The following is a 19,945-nucleotide window of genomic DNA, read 5'->3' as shown; positions in this document are numbered from 1 at the left end:
TGTTCTATATAGTTGTTATGTATTAAGTTAGAATGTACTTAATCTAATCAATTAAATACAGCACTATGCAGATTTTACTTAATAAAACACTTAAGCCTTATAATAGTTTTTCAGTTAACGAAAGTGCTGATTTAATCATTCAAGCTGATTCTATACAGGATCTAATTGATATTTGGTCTGATAAAAAATACAAAGAAATGACAAAACTACCTTTAGGGCGAGGGAGTAATACCTTATTTTGTAATCACTTTAATGGTGTCGTTGTTCTTAATCGACTTTTCGGAAAATCAGTAACAGAAACTGATACTGATTATTTGCTGAAAGTTTCTAGTGGGGAAGATTGGCCTGAATTAGTTGAGTGGTGTGTTGATAATGGATTGGCTGGTATTGAGAATCTAGCAATGATTCCAGGTTGTGCAGGCTCTGCTCCTATTCAAAATATCGGTGCTTATGGTCTTGAGTTAAAAGATGTATGTGAGTCTGTTGAATATTTGGATCTTGAAACACTTCAAATTAAGACATTGAAGAATTCAGAATGTTTATTTGGCTATCGAGAATCTGTTTTTAAGCATGAGCTCAAAGATCGTTGCATCATTACAGCGATAACACTTCGTTTAAATAAACAATGGCAGCCTGTTCTTGCTTATGGCCCACTGAGTGATTTACGAAATAGTAAAACCACACCTAAGAACGTATTTGATAAAATTTGTGAAATTCGAAGTAAAAAACTCCCTGATCCAAATGTGATTGGAAATGCAGGCAGTTTCTTTAAGAACCCTGTTATATCAGAAGAGCACTATTTAGCCTTATGTGAAACTTACCCTAATTTACCTGCTTATGATGTCACTGAAGGGAAGAAAATAGCTGCTGGTTGGCTTATTGATAATGCTGGTTTAAAAGGTTTCAAAATTAATGGTGCCCAAGTGCATCAAGAACAAGCGTTAGTGCTAACTAACACTGGTACAGCGACATCTGAAGATATTTTAGAGTTAGCAAATCATGTAAAAAACATTGTCTTAGATATGTATGATATTGAACTTGAACATGAAGTTAGATTTTATCTAAATGGTGAAGAATCTTTTTTATCGGAGCTCTTTGATGAAAGAACACACTAAAAAACTTGAGATCTTAAGACTGCTTAGTGATGGACACTTTCATTCAGGTGAAGAACTGGGTGAACAACTTAATATCTCTCGAGCCGCAATAAGCAAGCACATTAATGTGATTCAGAGTTGGGGACTTGAGATTTACAAAGTAAAAGGTAAAGGCTATTCACTCTCAACTTCTATTGAGTTATTACAACAAGAACTTGTTTCTCATAATAAGCTACCAAAACCTGAAGTTCTTGGCGTTGTTGATTCAACGAATCAGTATTTGCTAAATAATATGACCTCTCTGAGTGCGGACAATCTTGTATAGCTGAATATCAATCTGCCGGACGAGGTCGAAGAGGGCGCTCATGGATATCTCCATTTGGTGGAAATATCTATTTGTCTCTCTATTGGAGGTTAGATGATGGTCTTGCTGCTACGATGGGTTTAAGTTTAGCTGTTGGTATTGCTGTTGTTGAAGCCCTGGAAAATTTAGGCTGTAGTGAGCTTAAATTAAAGTGGCCTAATGATATTTATTGGAATAACAGAAAGCTAGGCGGTGTTCTTATTGAACTTTCAGCTCAATCAGGTGGTGCCGCCCATGTGGTCATAGGTATCGGAATTAATGTTGACCTTAGTGAAAGATTTACTTCTGAAATAGACCAACCTTGGGTTGATTTAAAAACAATTCTTGGCCAAAACCATATTAGAAATAAATTAGCGAATGCATTATTGGTTTCGCTTGAAGGAACGATGAAAGCGTTTGAATGTTTTGGCTTATCCCACTTTGTTGAAAGATGGAATAGATATGACAATTTTAAAGGCCAAGAAATTTCGCTTCAATTAGGAAATGGTACCGTTACAGGAGTTTGCAACGGTATTGATGCCCAAGGTGCGCTGTTACTTATCAATGCTGATGGCCTAACGGCTTATAATGGTGGTGAAATATCTATAAAGAAACAATAGTTACTTTCTTATTGCTACTTGATTAATTGAATGGTTTTCACCTTTTGAAAGAATAAGACTAGCTCGATTCTTTGTTGGTAAGATGTTTTCCTCAAGATTGAGACCATTAATTGTATCCCAAATATGTTGAGCTTTTTTAATTGAGTCTGCGGTAGATAATTCTGTGTAGTGCGAAAAATAAGAACCATTTTCTTTAAAAGCACTTTCTCGTAATTTTAAAAAACGTTCAACATACCATTCTTTAAGTTGTTCTGGTGATGCGTCAACATATATAGAGAAGTTAAGAAAGTCTGAAACAAAACGGTGATGCTGATCATCAGGATAATCGTTACCATTTTGAAGTACATTTAAACCCTCAATAATTAATATGTCAGGCGATTCAACAACTTTTCGCTCACCGGTTACGTTATAAGTCAGGTGTGAATATAAAGGTGCTGATACTGATTTTTTCCCCGACTTTACATCAGAAACAAAAGAAACCAAAGAGTGGGTGTCATAAGACTCTGGAAAGCCTTTTTTATGCATGATGTTCTTAGCTTTTAGAACTTCATTAGGATAAAGAAAACCATCTGTTGTCACCAGTTGAGTATCTAAGTGTGGTAATAACTGTTTGAGCAGAGTCTGAATGATTCTTGCTGTTGTACTTTTTCCTACTGCAACACTTCCTGCTATACCAATAATAAAAGGTGACTTTATATCTTGATGTGAAAGAAATTTTTCTAAAATAATATTTTTTTCGCGATGGCTATCAATATGTAATTGCAACAAGCGAATTAAAGGCAAATAAATTTCACTCACTTCATCAATGCTTATATTTTCATTGATGCCTCGTAAACTCGTTAACTCTTTTTCTGTAAGTGTCATAGGCGTTGATTTTCTCAATTCAGCCCAATGCTCACGAGTAAATGTTAAATAAGAGTTCACATGACTTACCTAGTGGATTAATGAATGTTGAACAATACAATAAGCCTCTTTAAGAAAAAAGCGGTCTTATTACTTTTTGGTTATTGATTTGATGAGATAGACAACTTTTTGGGTAAAAAAGCAAAAAAAAACGTTTTATTTGAATTTTCAGTTGCATGATATTTCTAGATTCACTAGAATGCGCACCAATTGTGCCGACTTAGCTCAGTAGGTAGAGCAACTGACTTGTAATCAGTAGGTCACCAGTTCGACTCCGGTAGTCGGCACCACTTTTATTTTTTTCGGAAGTAAAAGTAAAGTTTGGAGGGGTTCCCGAGTGGCCAAAGGGAGCAGACTGTAAATCTGCCGCGAAAGCTTCGATGGTTCGAATCCGTCCCCCTCCACCATATTTCAGGTTAAATAGCTCAATCGAGTTACGTGTGCGGGCATCGTATAATGGCTATTACCTCAGCCTTCCAAGCTGATGATGCGGGTTCGATTCCCGCTGCCCGCTCCATATCTTTTGTGCGCTGATATAGCTCAGTTGGTAGAGCGCACCCTTGGTAAGGGTGAGGTCCCCAGTTCAAATCTGGGTATTAGCACCAGATTGCCTATTTCTCCTTTTAAAAAATCATATATTCAATCTATATTTGGTTACGTGGTCATTCAAAGCCACTAATATCCGTACCTAGAGGGACTATCCATGTCTAAAGAAAAATTTGAACGTACGAAACCGCACGTAAACGTTGGTACTATCGGCCACGTTGACCACGGTAAAACAACTCTAACAGCTGCTATCTGTACTACACTTGCAAAAATCTACGGCGGTGTAGCTAAAGATTTCGCATCAATCGATAACGCTCCTGAAGAGCGCGAGCGTGGTATCACAATCTCAACTTCTCACGTTGAGTACGATACTCCTGCACGTCACTACGCACACGTTGACTGTCCTGGACACGCCGATTATGTTAAAAACATGATCACTGGTGCTGCTCAAATGGATGGTGGTATCCTAGTTGTTGCTGCAACAGATGGTCCAATGCCACAAACTCGTGAGCACATCCTACTTGGTCGTCAAGTTGGTATCCCTTACATCATCGTATTCATGAACAAATGTGACATGGTTGATGATGAAGAGCTTCTAGAACTAGTTGAAATGGAAGTTCGTGAACTTCTTTCTGAGTACGACTTCCCAGGTGATGATCTACCAGTAATTCAAGGTTCAGCTCTTGGCGCTCTAAACGGCGAAAAAGAGTGGGAAGACAAGATCGTTGAGCTTGCAGAAGCACTAGATTCTTACATCCCAGAACCAGAGCGTGCTGTTGACCAACCGTTCCTACTACCAATTGAAGATGTATTCTCAATCCAAGGTCGTGGTACAGTTGTAACAGGTCGTATCGAGCGTGGTATCCTACGCGTAGGTGACGAAGTAGAAATCGTTGGTATCAAAGAAACAACAATGACTACTTGTACAGGTGTTGAAATGTTCCGTAAACTGCTTGACGAAGGTCGTGCAGGTGAGAACGTTGGTGCACTACTACGTGGTACTAAGCGTGATGACGTTGAACGTGGCCAAGTACTTGCTGCTAAAGGTTCAATCAACCCACACACTAAATTTGAGTCAGAAGTGTACGTTCTTTCTAAAGATGAAGGCGGCCGTCACACTCCTTTCTTCAAAGGTTACCGTCCACAGTTCTACTTCCGTACAACTGACGTAACAGGCGACATCACTCTACCAGAAGGCGTAGAAATGGTAATGCCAGGTGACAACGTTCAAATGACGGTTGAGCTAATCGCTCCAATCGCAATGGACGAAGGTCTACGCTTCGCGATCCGTGAAGGTGGCCGTACAGTTGGTGCTGGTGTTGTTGCTAAAATCTTTGCTTAAGATTTGACTAAGTACTAGTAAAAAGGGCATCATTTGATGCCCTTTTTCTGCGTTGTATTGTGTGTTGTTTTGCATTTTTAGAAAATACACAGCACAGCGCAGATGAATCAACGAAATTGTTGGTTTATGGAATGAAGATACTAGGCTATATTAAGTCTGGTTAACAATTTCTATCAAGTGATAGAAGTAAATTATGGTTATGTCACAGGTTGGTTTATGAAAACAAATACTGAGACAACAGAAACTTCAGGCGCAGCTGATACAGTAAAATGGTTACTTGTTTTAGTTCTATTATCTGCTGCTGTTGTTGGTAATTACTTACTAGCTGATTTATCTGTTGTTATTCGAGCTGCCGGTGTGGTTGCATTAATTGCTGCTGCTGGTGGTATTGCTGCTTTCACAGCAAAAGGTCAAACTGCAATTGCATTTGCTCGTGAATCAAGAATGGAAGTTAGAAAGGTTGTTTGGCCTACACGCCAAGAAACAACACAAACAACTTTCATTGTTCTAGCTGTATGTATCGTGATGGCTCTGATTTTATGGGGCATTGATGGTATTATGGTTAGACTAATTGGCTTAATCACAGGTGTTTGAGGATAAGTGATCATGAGTGAAGCTCCAAAAAAACGTTGGTATGTAGTTCAAGCTTTTTCAGGCTTTGAAGGTCGTGTATCTCAATCGCTACGCGAACATATTAAAATGCATAACATGGAAGAGTTATTTGGTGAAGTACTAGTACCAACTGAAGAAGTGGTAGAAATGCGTGCTGGCCAACGTCGTAAAAGCGAACGTAAATTTTTCCCTGGTTACGTTCTAGTGCAAATGATCATGAATGATGAATCATGGCACTTAGTACGTAGTATTCCACGTGTAATGGGGTTCATTGGTGGTACTTCGGATCGCCCTGCACCAATTACTGATAAAGAAGCGGATGCCATTTTAAACCGTCTTGAGCAAGCGAGTGAAGCTCCACGTCCTAAGACATTGTTTGAAGCTGGTGAAGTGGTTCGTGTTACAGAAGGCCCATTCGCAGACTTTAACGGTACTGTTGAAGAAGTGGATTACGAAAAGAGTCGCTTAAAAGTATCTGTATCTATCTTTGGTCGTGCAACTCCAGTAGAACTAGAGTTCAGCCAAGTAGAAAAAAACTGATCGAAAAATCAGCAAAAGGTATTGTCAAAGGCGCGAATTATTACTATAATTTCGCGCCTTTTTGTTAACGGGGAGCTAATCCAGTTGGATAGCGTTTGAACCCAAGTATTAGGAAATATCATGGCTAAGAAAGTTGAAGCTTATATCAAACTGCAAGTTGCAGCAGGTATGGCGAACCCAAGTCCACCAGTTGGTCCTGCACTAGGTCAACACGGTGTGAACATCATGGAATTCTGTAAAGCGTTTAACGCAAAAACAGAATCTATCGAGAAAGGTCTACCAATCCCAGTAGTTATCTCTGTATACAACGACCGTTCTTTCACGTTCGTAACTAAGACTCCACCAGCAGCAGTTCTTCTTAAGAAAGCTGCAGGCGTTAAGTCTGGTTCTGGTCGTCCAAACACTGAGAAAGTTGGTACTGTTACTGACGCTCAACTACAAGAGATCGCAGAAACTAAAGCTGCGGACATGACTGGTGCTGACATTGAAGCTATGAAGCGTTCAATTGCTGGTACTGCTCGTTCAATGGGCCTAGTGGTAGAGGGTTAATATAATGGCAAAACTTACTAAGCGCATGCGCAATATCCGCGAAAAAGTTGAAGTTACTAAAGAATACGACATCAACGAAGCTGTTGCTCTTCTAAAAGAACTTGCTACTGCTAAGTTCACAGAAAGCGTTGACGTTGCTGTTAACCTTGGCATCGATGCACGTAAATCTGACCAAAACGTTCGTGGCGCAACTGTGCTACCACACGGTACTGGTCGTGAAATCCGTGTTGCTGTGTTCACTCAAGGTGCAAACGCAGAAGCTGCTAAAGAAGCTGGTGCTGATCTAGTTGGTATGGAAGATCTTGCTGAACTAGTTAAGAAAGGCGAAATGAACTTTGACGTTGTTGTTGCTTCTCCAGATGCAATGCGCGTTGTTGGTCAACTAGGTACAATCCTAGGTCCTCGCGGTCTTATGCCAAACCCTAAAGTTGGTACTGTAACACCTAACGTTGCTGAAGCAGTTAAGAATGCTAAAGCTGGTCAAGTTCGTTACCGTAACGACAAAAACGGCATCATCCACACTACTATCGGTAAAGTGGACTTTGATGCTGCTCAACTTAAAGAGAACCTAGAAGCTCTTTTAGTTGCACTTAAGAAAGCAAAACCAACTTCTGCGAAAGGTACTTTCGTGAAGAAGGTAAGCATCTCTACTACAATGGGTGCTGGTGTATCTTTAGATCAAGCGACTCTAAATACACAAACAAACTAATTTGCAAAGGTGGGAAATTCATGTATAATTTTCCGCCTATCAAATTTATGGTTGGGGCTTTCTGATTTTTAATTAGAAAGTCTCCGTCCAAGACCGTAGGCGCTCGAAAGAGCTTAATAAAACCTGCGTAGACGGTGCCCGAACTTGAAATCAATTTTGTAAAAATTGGTTTTCTGTGACTGCATCGTATTTACTCTCCTACATTTTGTAGTGAGTGGTGTAATCACAACCAGAGGTTAATCCAAATGGCTTTAAATCTTCAAGACAAAAAAGCAATTGTTGCTGAAGTCAACGAAGCAGCCAGTGGTGCACTTTCTGCAGTTGTAGCTGACTCTCGTGGCGTTCCTGTTGCTGCGATGACTGTTCTACGTAAACAAGCGCGTGAAGCGGGTGTTTACATGAAAGTTGTTCGTAACACATTAGCACGCCGTGCAGTAGAAGGTACTGAGTATGAGTGTCTAACTGACACTTTCACTGGTCCATCTCTACTTGCATTCTCTAACGAGCACCCAGGTGCTGCAGCGCGTCTTTTCAAAGACTTCGCTAAAGAGAATAAAGATTTCGAGATCAAAGCTGCTGCATTTGAAGGCGCAGTTACTGATGCTGATGTACTAGCGACACTACCAACTTACGACGAAGCAATTGCACGCCTAATGATGTGCATGAAAGAAGCTTCTGCTGGCAAGCTGGTTCGTACTATCGCTGCTGTTCGTGACCAAAAAGAAGAAGCTGCGGCATAAGCCTTGCTTTAACTGGTTACAAAATAAATTATTGTTGACTTAAAAGAGAATTGTTATGTCTATTACTAACGAGCAAATCCTAGACGCAGTTGCAGAAATGTCTGTAATGCAAGTTGTTGAGCTTATCGAAGCTATGGAAGAAAAATTCGGTGTTACTGCTGCTGCTGCAGTAGTTGCAGGTGGCGCAGCTGGCGGCGACGCTGCTGAAGAGCAATCTGAATTTGACGTAATCCTAACTTCTGCTGGCGCTAACAAAGTTGCTGTTATCAAAGCAGTACGTGGCGCTACTGGCCTAGGTCTTAAAGAAGCTAAAGGTCTTGTAGACTCAGCTCCAGCACCTCTAAAAGAAGGCGTTGACAAAGCTGAAGCTGAAGCTCTTAAAGCTCAGTTAGAAGAAGCTGGTGCTTCTGTTGAAGTTAAGTAATTATTACTTAGTTTCATAGCCTAACGGCTAATGGCTGGTGGTTTATTAACCACCGGCCTTTTTGCGCTGTAGGGTGTAGGGTAATTTCACACTGTTTAGAACCCCTCACTCAAGCAAAAAACATGATCACAAATCAGTGAACATGTCCTACAGAAAACAGTGTTATTAGTCACTGTCCCAGCCTTTAAAGACAAAGGCGGACGGTTCGGGTCACTTATCAGCGAGCTGAGGAACCCCATGGTTTACTCTTATACAGAGAAAAAGCGCATCCGTAAGGATTTTGGTAAGCGTCCACAAGTGTTGGACATACCATACTTGCTATCGATCCAGCTTGATTCTTTTACAAAATTTATCGAGCAAGATCCAGAAGGGCAATACGGTCTTGAGGCTGCCTTCCGTTCTGTTTTTCCAATTCAGAGCTACAACGGCAACTCTAAGCTAGAATACGTTAGCTACAATCTCCGTGAGCCAGAATTTGACGTTAAAGAATGTCAAATCCGTGGTGTTACATATTCTGCACCACTACGTGTGAAACTGCGTTTGGTTGTGTACGATAAAGATGCACCAGCAAACACGGTTAAAGACATTAAAGAACAAGAAGTCTACATGGGCGAAATTCCGCTTATGACAGACAATGGTACTTTTGTAATCAATGGTACTGAAAGGGTTATCGTATCCCAGCTGCACCGCAGCCCAGGTGTCTTCTTCGACAGCGATAAGGGTAAGACCCATTCATCTGGTAAAGTTCTTTATAACGCACGTGTAATTCCTTACCGTGGTTCATGGTTAGATTTCGAATTTGATCCTAAGGATAACTTATTCGTACGTATTGACCGTCGTCGTAAATTACCAGCAACGATCATCCTACGTGCACTGAACAAAACAACTGAAGAGATCCTAGATCTATTCTTCGATAAAGTTGTTTTTGAAGTGAAAGATCAAACGCTAATGATGGAATTAATTCCTGAGCGTTTACGTGGTGAGACTGCAACTTTTGATATTGAAGCTAACGGCAAAGTTTATGTAGAAGCTGGCCGTCGTATTACTGCGCGTCATATTCGCCAGTTAACGAAAGACGATATCACTCATATTGAAGTTCCAGTTGACTACATCGTAGGTAAAGTGGCTTCTCACGATTACGTGAATGAAGACACTGGCGAGATCATTATCGCAGCTAACCAAGAGTTTAGCTTAGAAGATCTGGCTAATTTATCTCAGGCTGGCTACAAGAAGATCGAAGTACTATTTACTAACGATCTTGATCATGGTGCATACATTTCTGACACATTACGTGCAGATTCAACTGTTGACCGTTTATCGGCGCTTGTTGAAATTTACCGTATGATGCGCCCTGGTGAGCCGCCAACAAAAGAAGCTGCTGAAGCATTATTCGAAAGCCTATTCTTCTCTGAAGAGCGCTATGACTTATCGACTGTTGGTCGTATGAAGTTCAATAGCTCTATTGGCCGTGATAATGATGAAGGTGCAGGCGTTCTTGATGAGACTGACATCATTGAAGTGATGCGTAAACTGATCGATATCCGTAACGGTATTGGTGAAGTCGATGATATCGACCACCTAGGTAACCGTCGTATTCGTTCTGTTGGCGAAATGGCAGAAAACCAATTCCGTGTTGGTTTAGTTCGTGTAGAACGTGCTGTTCGTGAGCGTCTAAGTCTTGGTGACCTTGATGCAATTATGCCTCAAGATCTTATCAACGCTAAACCGATCTCAGCTGCAGTTAAAGAATTCTTTGGCTCTTCACAGCTGTCTCAGTTTATGGACCAAAACAACCCATTGTCAGAAGTTACGCACAAACGTCGTATTTCTGCTTTAGGTCCTGGTGGTCTGACTCGTGAGCGTGCTGGCTTCGAAGTTCGTGACGTACATGCGACTCACTACGGTCGCCTATGTCCTATCGAAACGCCTGAAGGTCCAAACATCGGTCTGATTAACTCACTATCAGCATTTGCACAATGTAACGAGTACGGTTTCCTAGAGACTCCATACCGCCGTGTTGTTGATGGTCAAGTAACTGATCAAGTTGATTACCTATCTGCTATCGAAGAAGGTACTTTTGTTATTGCACAGGCTAACGCCGTGTTAACTGAAGAAGGTACTTTTGCTGATGAACTAATCATCGCTCGTCAGAAAGGTGAATCTGGTCTACACCCTCGTGAACACATCCAATATATGGATGTCGCGACAAACCAAGTTGTATCTGTAGCTGCTTCGCTTATCCCGTTCCTAGAACACGATGATGCGAACCGTGCCCTAATGGGTGCGAACATGCAACGTCAAGCTGTACCTACATTAAAAGCTGATAAGCCTTTAGTTGGTACTGGTATTGAACGTAACGTAGCAGTTGACTCAGGTGTAACAGCTGTTGCTAAACGTGGTGGTGTGGTTCAGTCTGTAGATGCTTCTCGTATCGTAATTAAAGTTAACGAAGACGAGTTGGTACCTGGTGAAGCTGGTATCGATATCTACAACTTAACTAAATACACTCGTTCTAACCAAAATACGTGTATCAACCAGCGTCCTACAGTACTTCCTGGTGAACCTGTAACTCGTGGTGATGTTCTTGCTGATGGTCCTTCAACAGACCTTGGTGAGCTAGCACTTGGTCAGAACATGCGTATCGCATTCATGCCTTGGAATGGTTATAACTTCGAGGATTCAATCCTTGTTTCTGAACGTGTAGTTCAAGAAGACCGTTTCACGACGATTCACATTCAAGAACTATCTTGTGTGGCTCGTGATACTAAACTTGGTTCTGAAGAGATCACTGCAGATATCCCTAACGTAGGTGAAGCTGCTCTGTCTAAACTAGACGAATCAGGTATTGTTTACATTGGTGCTGAAGTTAAGGGTGGTGACATCCTAGTTGGTAAAGTAACACCTAAAGGTGAAACTCAACTGACGCCTGAAGAGAAGCTACTACGTGCTATCTTCGGTGAAAAAGCATCTGATGTTAAAGATTCATCTCTACGTGTACCAAACTCTGTTTCAGGTACTATCATTGACGTACAAGTATTTACGCGTGATGGTGTTGAAAAAGACAAACGTGCTCTAGAAATCGAACAAATGCAGCTTAAAGAAGCTAAGAAAGACATCACTGAAGAGTTCCAAATTCTTGAAGGTGGTCTATTAGCCCGTGTTCGTACACTTCTTGTAGCAGCGGGTGTTTCTGAAGTTAAACTTGATGCAATGGATCGTAAGCAGTGGTTAGAAATCACTCTTGACGACGAAGCGCAGCAAAACCAACTTGAGCAACTTGCTGAACAGTACGATGAACTTAAAGCTGAGTTCGATAAGAAGTTTGAAACTAAACGTCGTAAGATCACTCAAGGTGATGATCTTGCACCGGGCGTACTGAAGATCGTTAAAGTTTACCTAGCGGTTAAACGTCGTATTCAGCCTGGTGATAAGATGGCGGGTCGTCACGGTAACAAGGGTGTAATCTCTAAGATCAACCCTGTTGAAGACATGCCTTATGATGAGAAAGGTCAACCAGTAGATATCGTATTGAACCCACTGGGTGTACCTTCTCGTATGAACATCGGTCAAATCCTTGAAGTTCATATGGGTCTTGCTGCTAAAGGTGTTGGTGATAAGATCAACCAAATGCTTAAAGAGCAACAAGAACTGCATAAGTTCCGTAACTTCTTACAAAAAGTATACGATCTTGGTGAAACTCGCCAAGAAGTAGATATTGCTGCTCTGTCTGATGACGAAGTTCGTACTTTAATTAAGAACTTACGTGGTGGTTTACCAATCGCTACACCAATCTTTGATGGTGCTCCTGAAGCGTCAATTAAAGAGCTATTAAAACTTGTTGATCTACCAGAATCTGGTCAGCTGAAACTGTTTGATGGTCGTACTGGTGATGCGTTTGAGCGTCCTGTAACTGTTGGTTACATGTACATGCTAAAACTGAACCACTTAGTTGATGACAAGATGCACGCACGTTCTACCGGCTCTTACAGCCTTGTAACTCAGCAACCACTAGGTGGTAAAGCTCAGTTCGGTGGTCAGCGTTTCGGTGAGATGGAAGTATGGGCACTTGAAGCATATGGTGCTGCATATACTCTACAAGAAATGCTAACCGTTAAGTCGGATGACGTGAACGGTCGTACTAAGATGTATAAGAACATCGTAGATGGCGATCATCGTATGGAACCAGGTATGCCAGAATCATTCAACGTATTGTTGAAAGAGATCCGCTCACTTGGTATCAACATCGAGTTAGAAGACGAAGAATAATCTCATTGAGATTGTCCGGTAGAATATAAGGCGCTCGCCGAGCGCCTTTTTTCTCCTTACAGGAGCCGAATGTGAAAGACTTATTAAAGTTTCTGAAAGCACAACACAAGACTGAAGAATTTGATGCAATCAAAATCGGTCTTGCTTCACCTGACCAAATTCGTTCATGGTCTTTTGGTGAAGTTAAAAAGCCAGAAACAATCAACTATCGTACCTTTAAGCCAGAACGTGACGGTCTTTTCTGTGCACGTATCTTTGGCCCAGTTAAAGACTACGAATGCTTATGTGGTAAATACAAACGCCTTAAGCACCGTGGTGTTATCTGTGAAAAATGTGGCGTAGAAGTAACGCAAACTAAAGTTCGTCGTGACCGTATGGGCCACATCGAATTAGCGTCTCCAGTTGCGCACATCTGGTTCCTGAAGTCACTGCCGTCTCGTATTGGTTTGTTAATGGACATCCCACTACGTGATATCGAGCGTGTACTTTACTTTGAATCATATGTGGTTACTGAGCCAGGTATGACTGATCTAGAACGCAGCCAACTTCTTTCTGAAGAAGAATATCTTGATAAGCTAGAAGAGTTCGGTGACGAATTCACAGCTAAGATGGGTGCGGAAGCGATCAAAGATCTGCTAGCGTCTATGGACATGCAAGCAGAGATCGAAGACATGCGTGAAGAGTTAGAAACTACTAACTCTGAAACAAAACGTAAAAAAGTAACTAAGCGTCTGAAACTAGTAGAAGCTTTCGTTCAATCTGGTAACAACCCAGAGTGGATGATTCTTACTGTTCTACCAGTTCTTCCGCCAGATCTTCGTCCTCTAGTACCACTAGATGGCGGTCGTTTTGCTACGTCTGATCTAAATGACTTATACCGTCGTGTGATTAACCGTAACAACCGTTTGAAGCGTCTTTTAGACTTAGCTGCACCAGACATTATCGTACGTAACGAAAAACGTATGCTTCAAGAGTCTGTTGATGCGCTGCTTGATAACGGTCGTCGTGGTCGTGCGATCACAGGTTCTAACAAACGTCCTCTTAAATCTCTTGCTGATATGATCAAGGGTAAACAAGGTCGTTTCCGTCAGAACTTGCTTGGTAAACGTGTAGACTACTCTGGTCGTTCTGTAATCACAGTAGGTCCATACCTTCGTCTACATCAGTGTGGTCTTCCTAAGAAGATGGCACTTGAACTATTTAAACCATTTATCTACAGCAAGTTAGAAGGTCGTGGTCTTGCTACGACAATCAAAGCTGCTAAGAAAATGGTAGAGCGCGAAGAAGCGATCGTTTGGGATATCCTAGATGACGTAATCCGTGAACACCCAGTACTACTAAACCGTGCACCGACACTTCACCGTCTAGGTATCCAAGCGTTTGAACCAGTACTAATCGAAGGTAAAGCGATTCAGCTTCACCCACTAGTGTGTGCGGCATATAACGCCGACTTCGATGGTGACCAGATGGCGGTACACGTACCACTAACTCTGGAAGCCCAATTAGAAGCACGTACCCTAATGATGTCGACAAACAACATTCTGTCGCCAGCATCAGGTGACCCAATCATCGTACCTTCTCAGGACGTTGTATTAGGTCTGTACTACATGACACGTGAAAAAATTAACGCGAAAGGCGAAGGCATGTACCTTGAAGGTTTTGCTGAAGCTGAAAAAGCATACCGTACAGGTGTTGCAGAGCTACATGCTCGCGTTAAAGTTCGTATCACTGAAGTTCTTCGTGATGAGAATGGTATTGAAACTCGTGAAACTAAACTGGTTGATACGACTGTTGGTCGTGCAATGCTATGGCAAATCGTGCCAGAAGGTCTTCCTTACAGCATCATTAACCAGAAGTTAGGTAAGAAGCAAATCTCTAACCTACTAAACGAAGCGTACCGTACTCTTGGTCTTAAAGACACAGTAGTGTTTGCTGACCAAATCATGTACACAGGTTTCGCATACGCAGCATTGTCTGGTGCGTCTGTTGGTATCGATGACATGGTTATCCCTGATGCTAAGTACACGAAAGTTGCTGATGCAGAAGAAGAAGTTAAGCAAATTCAAGAACAGTACCAATCTGGTCTTGTAACTGCGGGCGAACGTTACAACAAAGTTATCGATATCTGGGCGGCAACAAACGAACAAGTTGCTAAAGAGATGATGGATAACCTGTCTTCAGAAACAGTGCTTAACCGCGATGGTGAAGAAGAGCAACAAGAATCGTTTAACAGCGTTTACATGATGGCCGACTCCGGTGCTCGTGGTTCTGCAGCTCAGATTCGTCAGCTAGCTGGTATGCGTGGTCTGATGGCTAAACCAGATGGTTCAATCATCGAAACACCGATCACGGCGAACTTCCGTGAAGGTCTAAACGTAAACCAATACTTCATCTCAACGCACGGTGCGCGTAAAGGTCTTGCCGATACAGCACTTAAAACTGCGAACTCAGGTTACCTGACTCGTCGTTTAGTAGACGTTGCACAAGATGTAGTTGTTCACTTAGATGACTGTGGTACATACGAAGGTGTGACCATGACTCCTCTAATTGAAGGTGGTGATGTTAAAGAACCTCTACACGAACGTGTTCTAGGTCGTGTGGTTGCTGAAGATGTATTGAAACCAGGTACAGATGAAATTCTTCTTCCACGTAACACACTTCTTGATGAGAAGCAGTGTCAAATCGTTGAAGAAAACTCAGTTGACCAAATTAAAGTACGTTCAGTAGTAAGCTGTGAAGCTGACTTCGGTTGTTGTGCTAACTGTTACGGTCGTGACCTAGCTCGTGGTCATATGGTTAACCAAGGTGAGTCAGTTGGTGTTATCGCTGCTCAATCAATCGGTGAACCTGGTACACAGCTAACGATGCGTACGTTCCACATCGGTGGTGCGGCATCTACAGCGGCAGCAGACAACAGCATCCAAGTTAAGACGACTGGTTCGATCAAACTTCATAATGCTAAGCACGTAACAAATGGCGAAGGTAACTTAGTTATTACGTCTCGTGCGTCTGAAATGACAGTTATTGATGAGCATGGCCGTACGAAAGAAAGCTACAAGCTATCTTACGGTACTATCTTAACGAAGAAAGATGGTGATGCAGTTAACCAGGGCGACAAGATCGCATCTTGGGATCCGCATACAATGCCAATCATCACTGAAGTACAAGGTCAAGTTCAATTCGTTGACATGATTGATGGTGTTACGATCACAACTCAAACTGATGAGTTAACTGGTCTATCTTCAATTGTTGTTCTTGATGCGGCTGAGCGTGCTTCTGCTGGTAAAGACATGCGTCCAACAGTGAAACTTGTTGATGCGAATGGTAATGACATCATGATCCCTGGTACTGAAATGCCAGCTCAATACTTCCTACCTGGTAAGGCGATTGTTAACCTTGCTGATGGTGGTAACGTAGGTATTGGTGAAACGTTAGCTCGTATTCCTCAAGCTTCAAGCGGTACTAAAGATATCACCGGTGGTCTACCACGCGTTGCGGACTTATTTGAAGCTCGTAAGCCTAAAGAGCCAGCAATTCTTGCTGAGCACGCAGGTATTGTTGCGTTTGGTAAAGAGACTAAAGGTAAGGTTCGCTTATTGATCACTCGTGACGATAACGGCGAAGTTTATGAAGAGATGATTCATAAACACCGTCAACTTAACATCTTTGAAGGTGATAAAGTTGAACGTGGTGACGTTATCTCTGATGGTCCAGAAACGCCACATGATATCCTACGTTTACGTGGTATTCATGCAGTTACTGAATACATCACTAACGAAGTTCAAGAAGTTTACCGTTTACAAGGCGTTAAGATTAACGATAAGCACATTGAAACTATCGTTCGTCAAATGCTACGTAAGTGTACGATTACACACTCTGGCGACTCTACTTTCCTTGAAGGTGAGCAACTTGAGTATGCAAACGTAACGATTGCAAACCGTCAGCTTGAAGCTGAAGGCAAGCAACCTGCACGTTTCGAGCGTGATCTACTAGGTATTACTAAAGCGTCTCTTGCTACTGAGTCGTTCATCTCTGCTGCATCGTTCCAAGAAACGACGCGCGTACTTACTGAAGCAGCTGTTTCTGGTAAGCGTGATGAACTACGTGGTCTGAAAGAAAACGTAATCGTTGGTCGTCTAATTCCAGCGGGTACAGGTTTCGCATACCACCAAGAACGTCAAAAGCAAAAAGCTGTGGAACAAGAAGGTCCATCAGCTGAGCAAGCGACTGATAACTTAGCGGCACTATTAAATGCAGGTTTCTCTTCTGAAGAGTAATTGATTTAATAAACGCAAATAAAAGCCCTGCAGAGATGCAGGGCTTTTTTATTTAAGTGATAAATTTATAGTTGAGTAATTACAACAGCATTGTAACTACTGTTATCAGCGGTTACGGTAGCCATGTCATTATTAGTTTGATTAACCATTATCCAGTTATCATTTGAACCATTTTCCAATGTAACCTCAGCCATTGATGAATCACCCCATTGAGCCACAGAAACAAAGTTATCGTTACTTGAATCAATTGTTACATCAGCTTCGTTGAAGCTACCACCAACAACGACAGCGTAAACGGTATTGTCTAATGAATCATTTTTCATCAAGATTGTCGTGTCGTTATCTGATGCTCCAGCATAAAATGCAGTGTAAGTTGTATTATCATCACCGTTGATTTTAGTTAATGCTTCATTACCTGAACCACCATAAACATGAATTTTAGAGTCATTATCATGTCCTTTTTGACGGATTTTTAATGTACCATTGTTTGATCCGCCCATTACACTGATTTCACCTTCATTACGACGACCTCTTTGAACAATTTTATTGTTCGAGTTATCTGATGCACCATCAAAATTAATGTAGGCTTCATTTTTGCGCCCACGTTGGTCAATTAAACCATTGTTGTTATCACTGTCGTCGGCAATAACTTTACCTAAATTAAGGCGTCCATCTTGTTCAATTGCAAAGTCATTATCATCACTACCTAAACGAGCTTTTAGAACAGCACGGTTGTGGCGACCATCTTGATCAATCATTAGGTCGTTATCATCACTTCCGTTACGTACTCTTACTACAGCTTCGTTATGACGACCCATTTGATAGATATCGACTTCGTTATCATCAGAGTTTCGGATTAACACATCTGCATCATTCCCTACTGCTGGTGACATTTGGAAAATATTAACGTCATTCTCATCTGCATTAAATAGCTCTACATCAGCTGTATTCCCAGCATATGCAGCACCAGAAAGTAAGATAGTTGAGATTGCGATTGCTAGCTTTTTCATAATAAAACTTCCTTGAAATGATTTTTAATTTACGATGGATATGAATCTATCCATTCCGTTTACTAAGATAATTCCTTGATTGCCAGTTTGATTAATGGAAAAACCTGCACCATTATTTTTATTCACTGCAGCTGCAATATTTGAATCACCTGTTTGGTTTACTACGTTTTGTTTACCGTTACCTGTTTGTACTAAATGGGCTATGTTGTCATTACCTTCTTGTAAAATGGCACCTTCATGATTTAATCCTAGCTGTTTCAATGTCGCTGAATTATTTGTGCCATTTTGAGCAATTAACCCTACATTATTGCTACCTAGTTGCATGACGGCCGCTGTATTGTCATAACCAGTTTGTTTTACTTTTGCTTTATTACTTCCTGTTTTATTTACATTATGTTGAATAATAGTTACTTGCGAGTTTGTTGCATTAGTTAATTCAATAATTGCATTATTATCATTGCTCGTATTTAATTCGGATAATTCCGTTAATTCATTTGGAGCATTAAATTCATTAATACCTAGATCAAAATTCGCATAACTGTAACCACTTATCCCCATTAATAAATAGATATAACTTACTGATAATATTTTCATATCAGTATCCCTCTTTCGTGATAGCTTTTTGCCACATCAAAAGTATGGGATTTGCTCAGAGAACAACCATAAACTTATTAATGATATTTTAATTGGTAAAAAATAAACTAAAGTACTATGCGTTTTGATTTTTAAATGCTTATTTAATTCTCATAAGTGATACAACCTAAAGGTTATTAATAATTATTTAGTTATTCAGTGGATATGTAGAGGTTTTAAGCTAATTTTAAATAACAGTCATCATGGAGGAGTGAGATGAGTATCTATTATTTATCGTCAGATCCAACACTGTATTCATCTTTACTTATTGATTTATTGGAGAAATCTTCAGGTCAGACGATCGTTTCTCTTAATTGTGATGAATTAGTAAATAAAGGGAAGGTAGATGATGACATTCTAGTTATCTTGGATATAAAAAAACAAACAGATAAAAAGTATAAAAATTACATAGATACAATTAATCGAAATAAATTAAAGGTAAGAGAAATACTTTTTAATATAACTGATGAGAATATAAAAAAAAACATAATGAAATATCCGAATGTTGTAGGGGTGTTTTATGAGAAAGATAATATGGATGTTATATCTTATGGAGTAAAGAAAATAATAGAAGGAGAGATGTGGCTGAGTCGTAAAATAATTAATGAATTAATATTTGCATATAGAGAAAAACAGAATGCAATATTATCAACATCTATTTCATTAACGACTAGAGAAAGTGAAATATTAAGATTATTAGCATCCGGCGCTTCAAATGTAGACATAGCTAATTCATTGTTTGTAAGTGAAAATACAGTTAAGACGCACTTATATAATGTCTTTAAAAAATTAAATGTAAAAAATAGGCTACAAGCAATGATGTGGGCGAAAGGATATGACTTTGAAGGAAATAATCGATGAATATTAAATATATTAGTATTGTTTTTTTTACATCTTTTATTTCTTTTGCTTCTGATAATAAAGCATCGTTAGAGTCTAAAGCTCCTTTGGAAAACAACAGCGTAAATGAGGTGGATGATTTAATTGAACTTGATGGGTTGATTATTGATCGTACATTGACTCGTTTGGGACGAGATTTTTATTTTTCTTTTTCTATGAAAATGAACGCTAGATATGAAGATATAGATGTAAACCTAACAATAAAAGAAAGACCGACGGCATTATCTGGAAGCATTATAGGGGTTTATCATTTTGATAAGGTTATTTATAGAAGTGCTCTTTCCCCAGGTCAAAGACAGGCTGATGAGAAAGCAGAACAGGCTCTAGAAGCCGTAAATAAATACATAGTTAAATGGCAAACAGAAAAGTTATTTAAAGATACATTTGATCTCGATTACCCTGAGATCTAAGGACTAATTATGGCAATAAGGAATGTA

General features: G+C 40.5%; 15 protein-coding genes, 4 tRNA genes and 1 pseudogene. 17 read left to right on the top strand and 3 right to left on the bottom strand.

Annotated features, from left to right (window positions below; genetic code table 11):
* The first annotated feature begins 65 nt into the window (after positions 1-65).
* A complete protein-coding gene (murB, locus tag AAFX60_013085) occupies positions 66-1,115 on the top strand; it encodes a UDP-N-acetylmuramate dehydrogenase (GenBank protein XDF77546.1) in 1,050 nt (349 codons plus the stop codon).
* Positions 1,099-2,057: pseudogene (gene birA, locus AAFX60_013080) on the top strand (bifunctional biotin--[acetyl-CoA-carboxylase] ligase/biotin operon repressor BirA). Before murB ends, birA begins: the two are co-directional and overlap by 17 nt.
* Here birA and coaA read toward each other — a convergent pair.
* Positions 2,058-2,981 carry a type I pantothenate kinase gene (gene coaA / locus AAFX60_013075; protein XDF77545.1) on the bottom strand — a complete coding sequence of 308 codons (924 nt, stop codon included), beginning with the start codon at positions 2,979-2,981 and terminating at the stop codon, positions 2,058-2,060.
* A 193-nt stretch (positions 2,982-3,174) separates the two neighbouring features.
* On the opposite strand from coaA, the gene AAFX60_013070 reads away from it, so the two are divergent.
* The 13 genes from AAFX60_013070 to rpoC all read left to right on the top strand — a co-directional run bounded on the left by AAFX60_013070 (position 3,175) and on the right by rpoC (position 16,965).
* Positions 3,175-3,250 (top strand) — tRNA-Thr (locus AAFX60_013070).
* Positions 3,251-3,283: 33 nt separating this feature from the next.
* Positions 3,284-3,367: transfer RNA gene (locus AAFX60_013065), tRNA-Tyr, on the top strand.
* A gap of 35 nt (positions 3,368-3,402) precedes the next feature.
* Positions 3,403-3,477 (top strand) — tRNA-Gly (locus AAFX60_013060).
* A 12-nt stretch (positions 3,478-3,489) separates the two neighbouring features.
* A tRNA-Thr gene (locus AAFX60_013055) sits at positions 3,490-3,565 on the top strand.
* Positions 3,566-3,663: 98 nt separating this feature from the next.
* Complete coding sequence (gene tuf, locus AAFX60_013050) at positions 3,664-4,848, top strand: elongation factor Tu (protein XDF77544.1); 1,185 nt, start codon at positions 3,664-3,666, stop codon at positions 4,846-4,848.
* 216 nt (positions 4,849-5,064) lie between these two features.
* Positions 5,065-5,442 carry a preprotein translocase subunit SecE gene (gene secE / locus AAFX60_013045; GenBank protein XDF77543.1) on the top strand — a complete coding sequence of 126 codons (378 nt, stop codon included), beginning with the start codon at positions 5,065-5,067 and terminating at the stop codon, positions 5,440-5,442.
* Positions 5,443-5,454: 12 nt separating this feature from the next.
* Complete coding sequence (gene nusG, locus AAFX60_013040; GenBank protein XDF77542.1) at positions 5,455-6,000, top strand: transcription termination/antitermination protein NusG; 546 nt, start codon at positions 5,455-5,457, stop codon at positions 5,998-6,000.
* A 120-nt stretch (positions 6,001-6,120) separates the two neighbouring features.
* Positions 6,121-6,549 carry a 50S ribosomal protein L11 gene (gene rplK, locus AAFX60_013035; protein XDF77541.1) on the top strand — a complete coding sequence of 143 codons (429 nt, stop codon included), beginning with the start codon at positions 6,121-6,123 and terminating at the stop codon, positions 6,547-6,549.
* Between the two features lie 4 nt (positions 6,550-6,553).
* On the top strand, positions 6,554-7,258 hold the full coding sequence (rplA, locus tag AAFX60_013030; protein XDF77540.1) for a 50S ribosomal protein L1: 705 nt from the start codon (positions 6,554-6,556) through the stop codon (positions 7,256-7,258).
* Positions 7,259-7,503: 245 nt separating this feature from the next.
* Positions 7,504-7,998 carry a 50S ribosomal protein L10 gene (rplJ, locus tag AAFX60_013025; protein XDF77539.1) on the top strand — a complete coding sequence of 165 codons (495 nt, stop codon included), beginning with the start codon at positions 7,504-7,506 and terminating at the stop codon, positions 7,996-7,998.
* 55 nt (positions 7,999-8,053) lie between these two features.
* Positions 8,054-8,422: a 50S ribosomal protein L7/L12 gene (gene rplL, locus AAFX60_013020; GenBank protein ID XDF77538.1), complete on the top strand. Its 369-nt coding sequence runs from the start codon at positions 8,054-8,056 to the stop codon at positions 8,420-8,422.
* 237 nt (positions 8,423-8,659) lie between these two features.
* Positions 8,660-12,688 carry a DNA-directed RNA polymerase subunit beta gene (rpoB, locus tag AAFX60_013015; GenBank protein ID XDF77537.1) on the top strand — a complete coding sequence of 1,343 codons (4,029 nt, stop codon included), beginning with the start codon at positions 8,660-8,662 and terminating at the stop codon, positions 12,686-12,688.
* 71 nt (positions 12,689-12,759) lie between these two features.
* Positions 12,760-16,965, top strand: a complete 4,206-nt coding sequence (gene rpoC / locus AAFX60_013010) for a DNA-directed RNA polymerase subunit beta' (GenBank protein ID XDF77536.1) — start codon at positions 12,760-12,762, stop codon at positions 16,963-16,965.
* Between the two features lie 65 nt (positions 16,966-17,030).
* Here rpoC and AAFX60_013005 read toward each other — a convergent pair whose 3' ends face one another.
* Positions 17,031-17,975, bottom strand: coding sequence for a curlin associated precursor, CsgA like protein (locus AAFX60_013005; GenBank protein XDF77535.1), 945 nt, complete (start codon positions 17,973-17,975; stop codon positions 17,031-17,033).
* A gap of 24 nt (positions 17,976-17,999) precedes the next feature.
* Positions 18,000-18,569: a curlin subunit CsgB gene (locus AAFX60_013000; protein ID XDF77534.1), complete on the bottom strand. Its 570-nt coding sequence runs from the start codon at positions 18,567-18,569 to the stop codon at positions 18,000-18,002.
* Positions 18,570-18,824: 255 nt separating this feature from the next.
* Between AAFX60_013000 and AAFX60_012995 the strand changes: the two genes are divergently transcribed.
* Complete coding sequence (locus tag AAFX60_012995; protein ID XDF77533.1) at positions 18,825-19,469, top strand: LuxR C-terminal-related transcriptional regulator; 645 nt, start codon at positions 18,825-18,827, stop codon at positions 19,467-19,469.
* Complete coding sequence (locus tag AAFX60_012990) at positions 19,466-19,918, top strand: curli production assembly/transport protein CsgE (GenBank protein XDF77532.1); 453 nt, start codon at positions 19,466-19,468, stop codon at positions 19,916-19,918. The genes AAFX60_012995 and AAFX60_012990 overlap by 4 nt, the downstream gene beginning before the upstream one ends.
* Positions 19,919-19,945: the final 27 nt, after the last annotated feature.

The sequence above is a fragment of the Aliivibrio fischeri genome (assembly GCA_038993745.2).
GTDB classification, from domain to species: domain Bacteria; phylum Pseudomonadota; class Gammaproteobacteria; order Enterobacterales; family Vibrionaceae; genus Aliivibrio; species Aliivibrio fischeri_B.
This window is presented reverse-complemented; position numbering and strand designations above follow the sequence as displayed.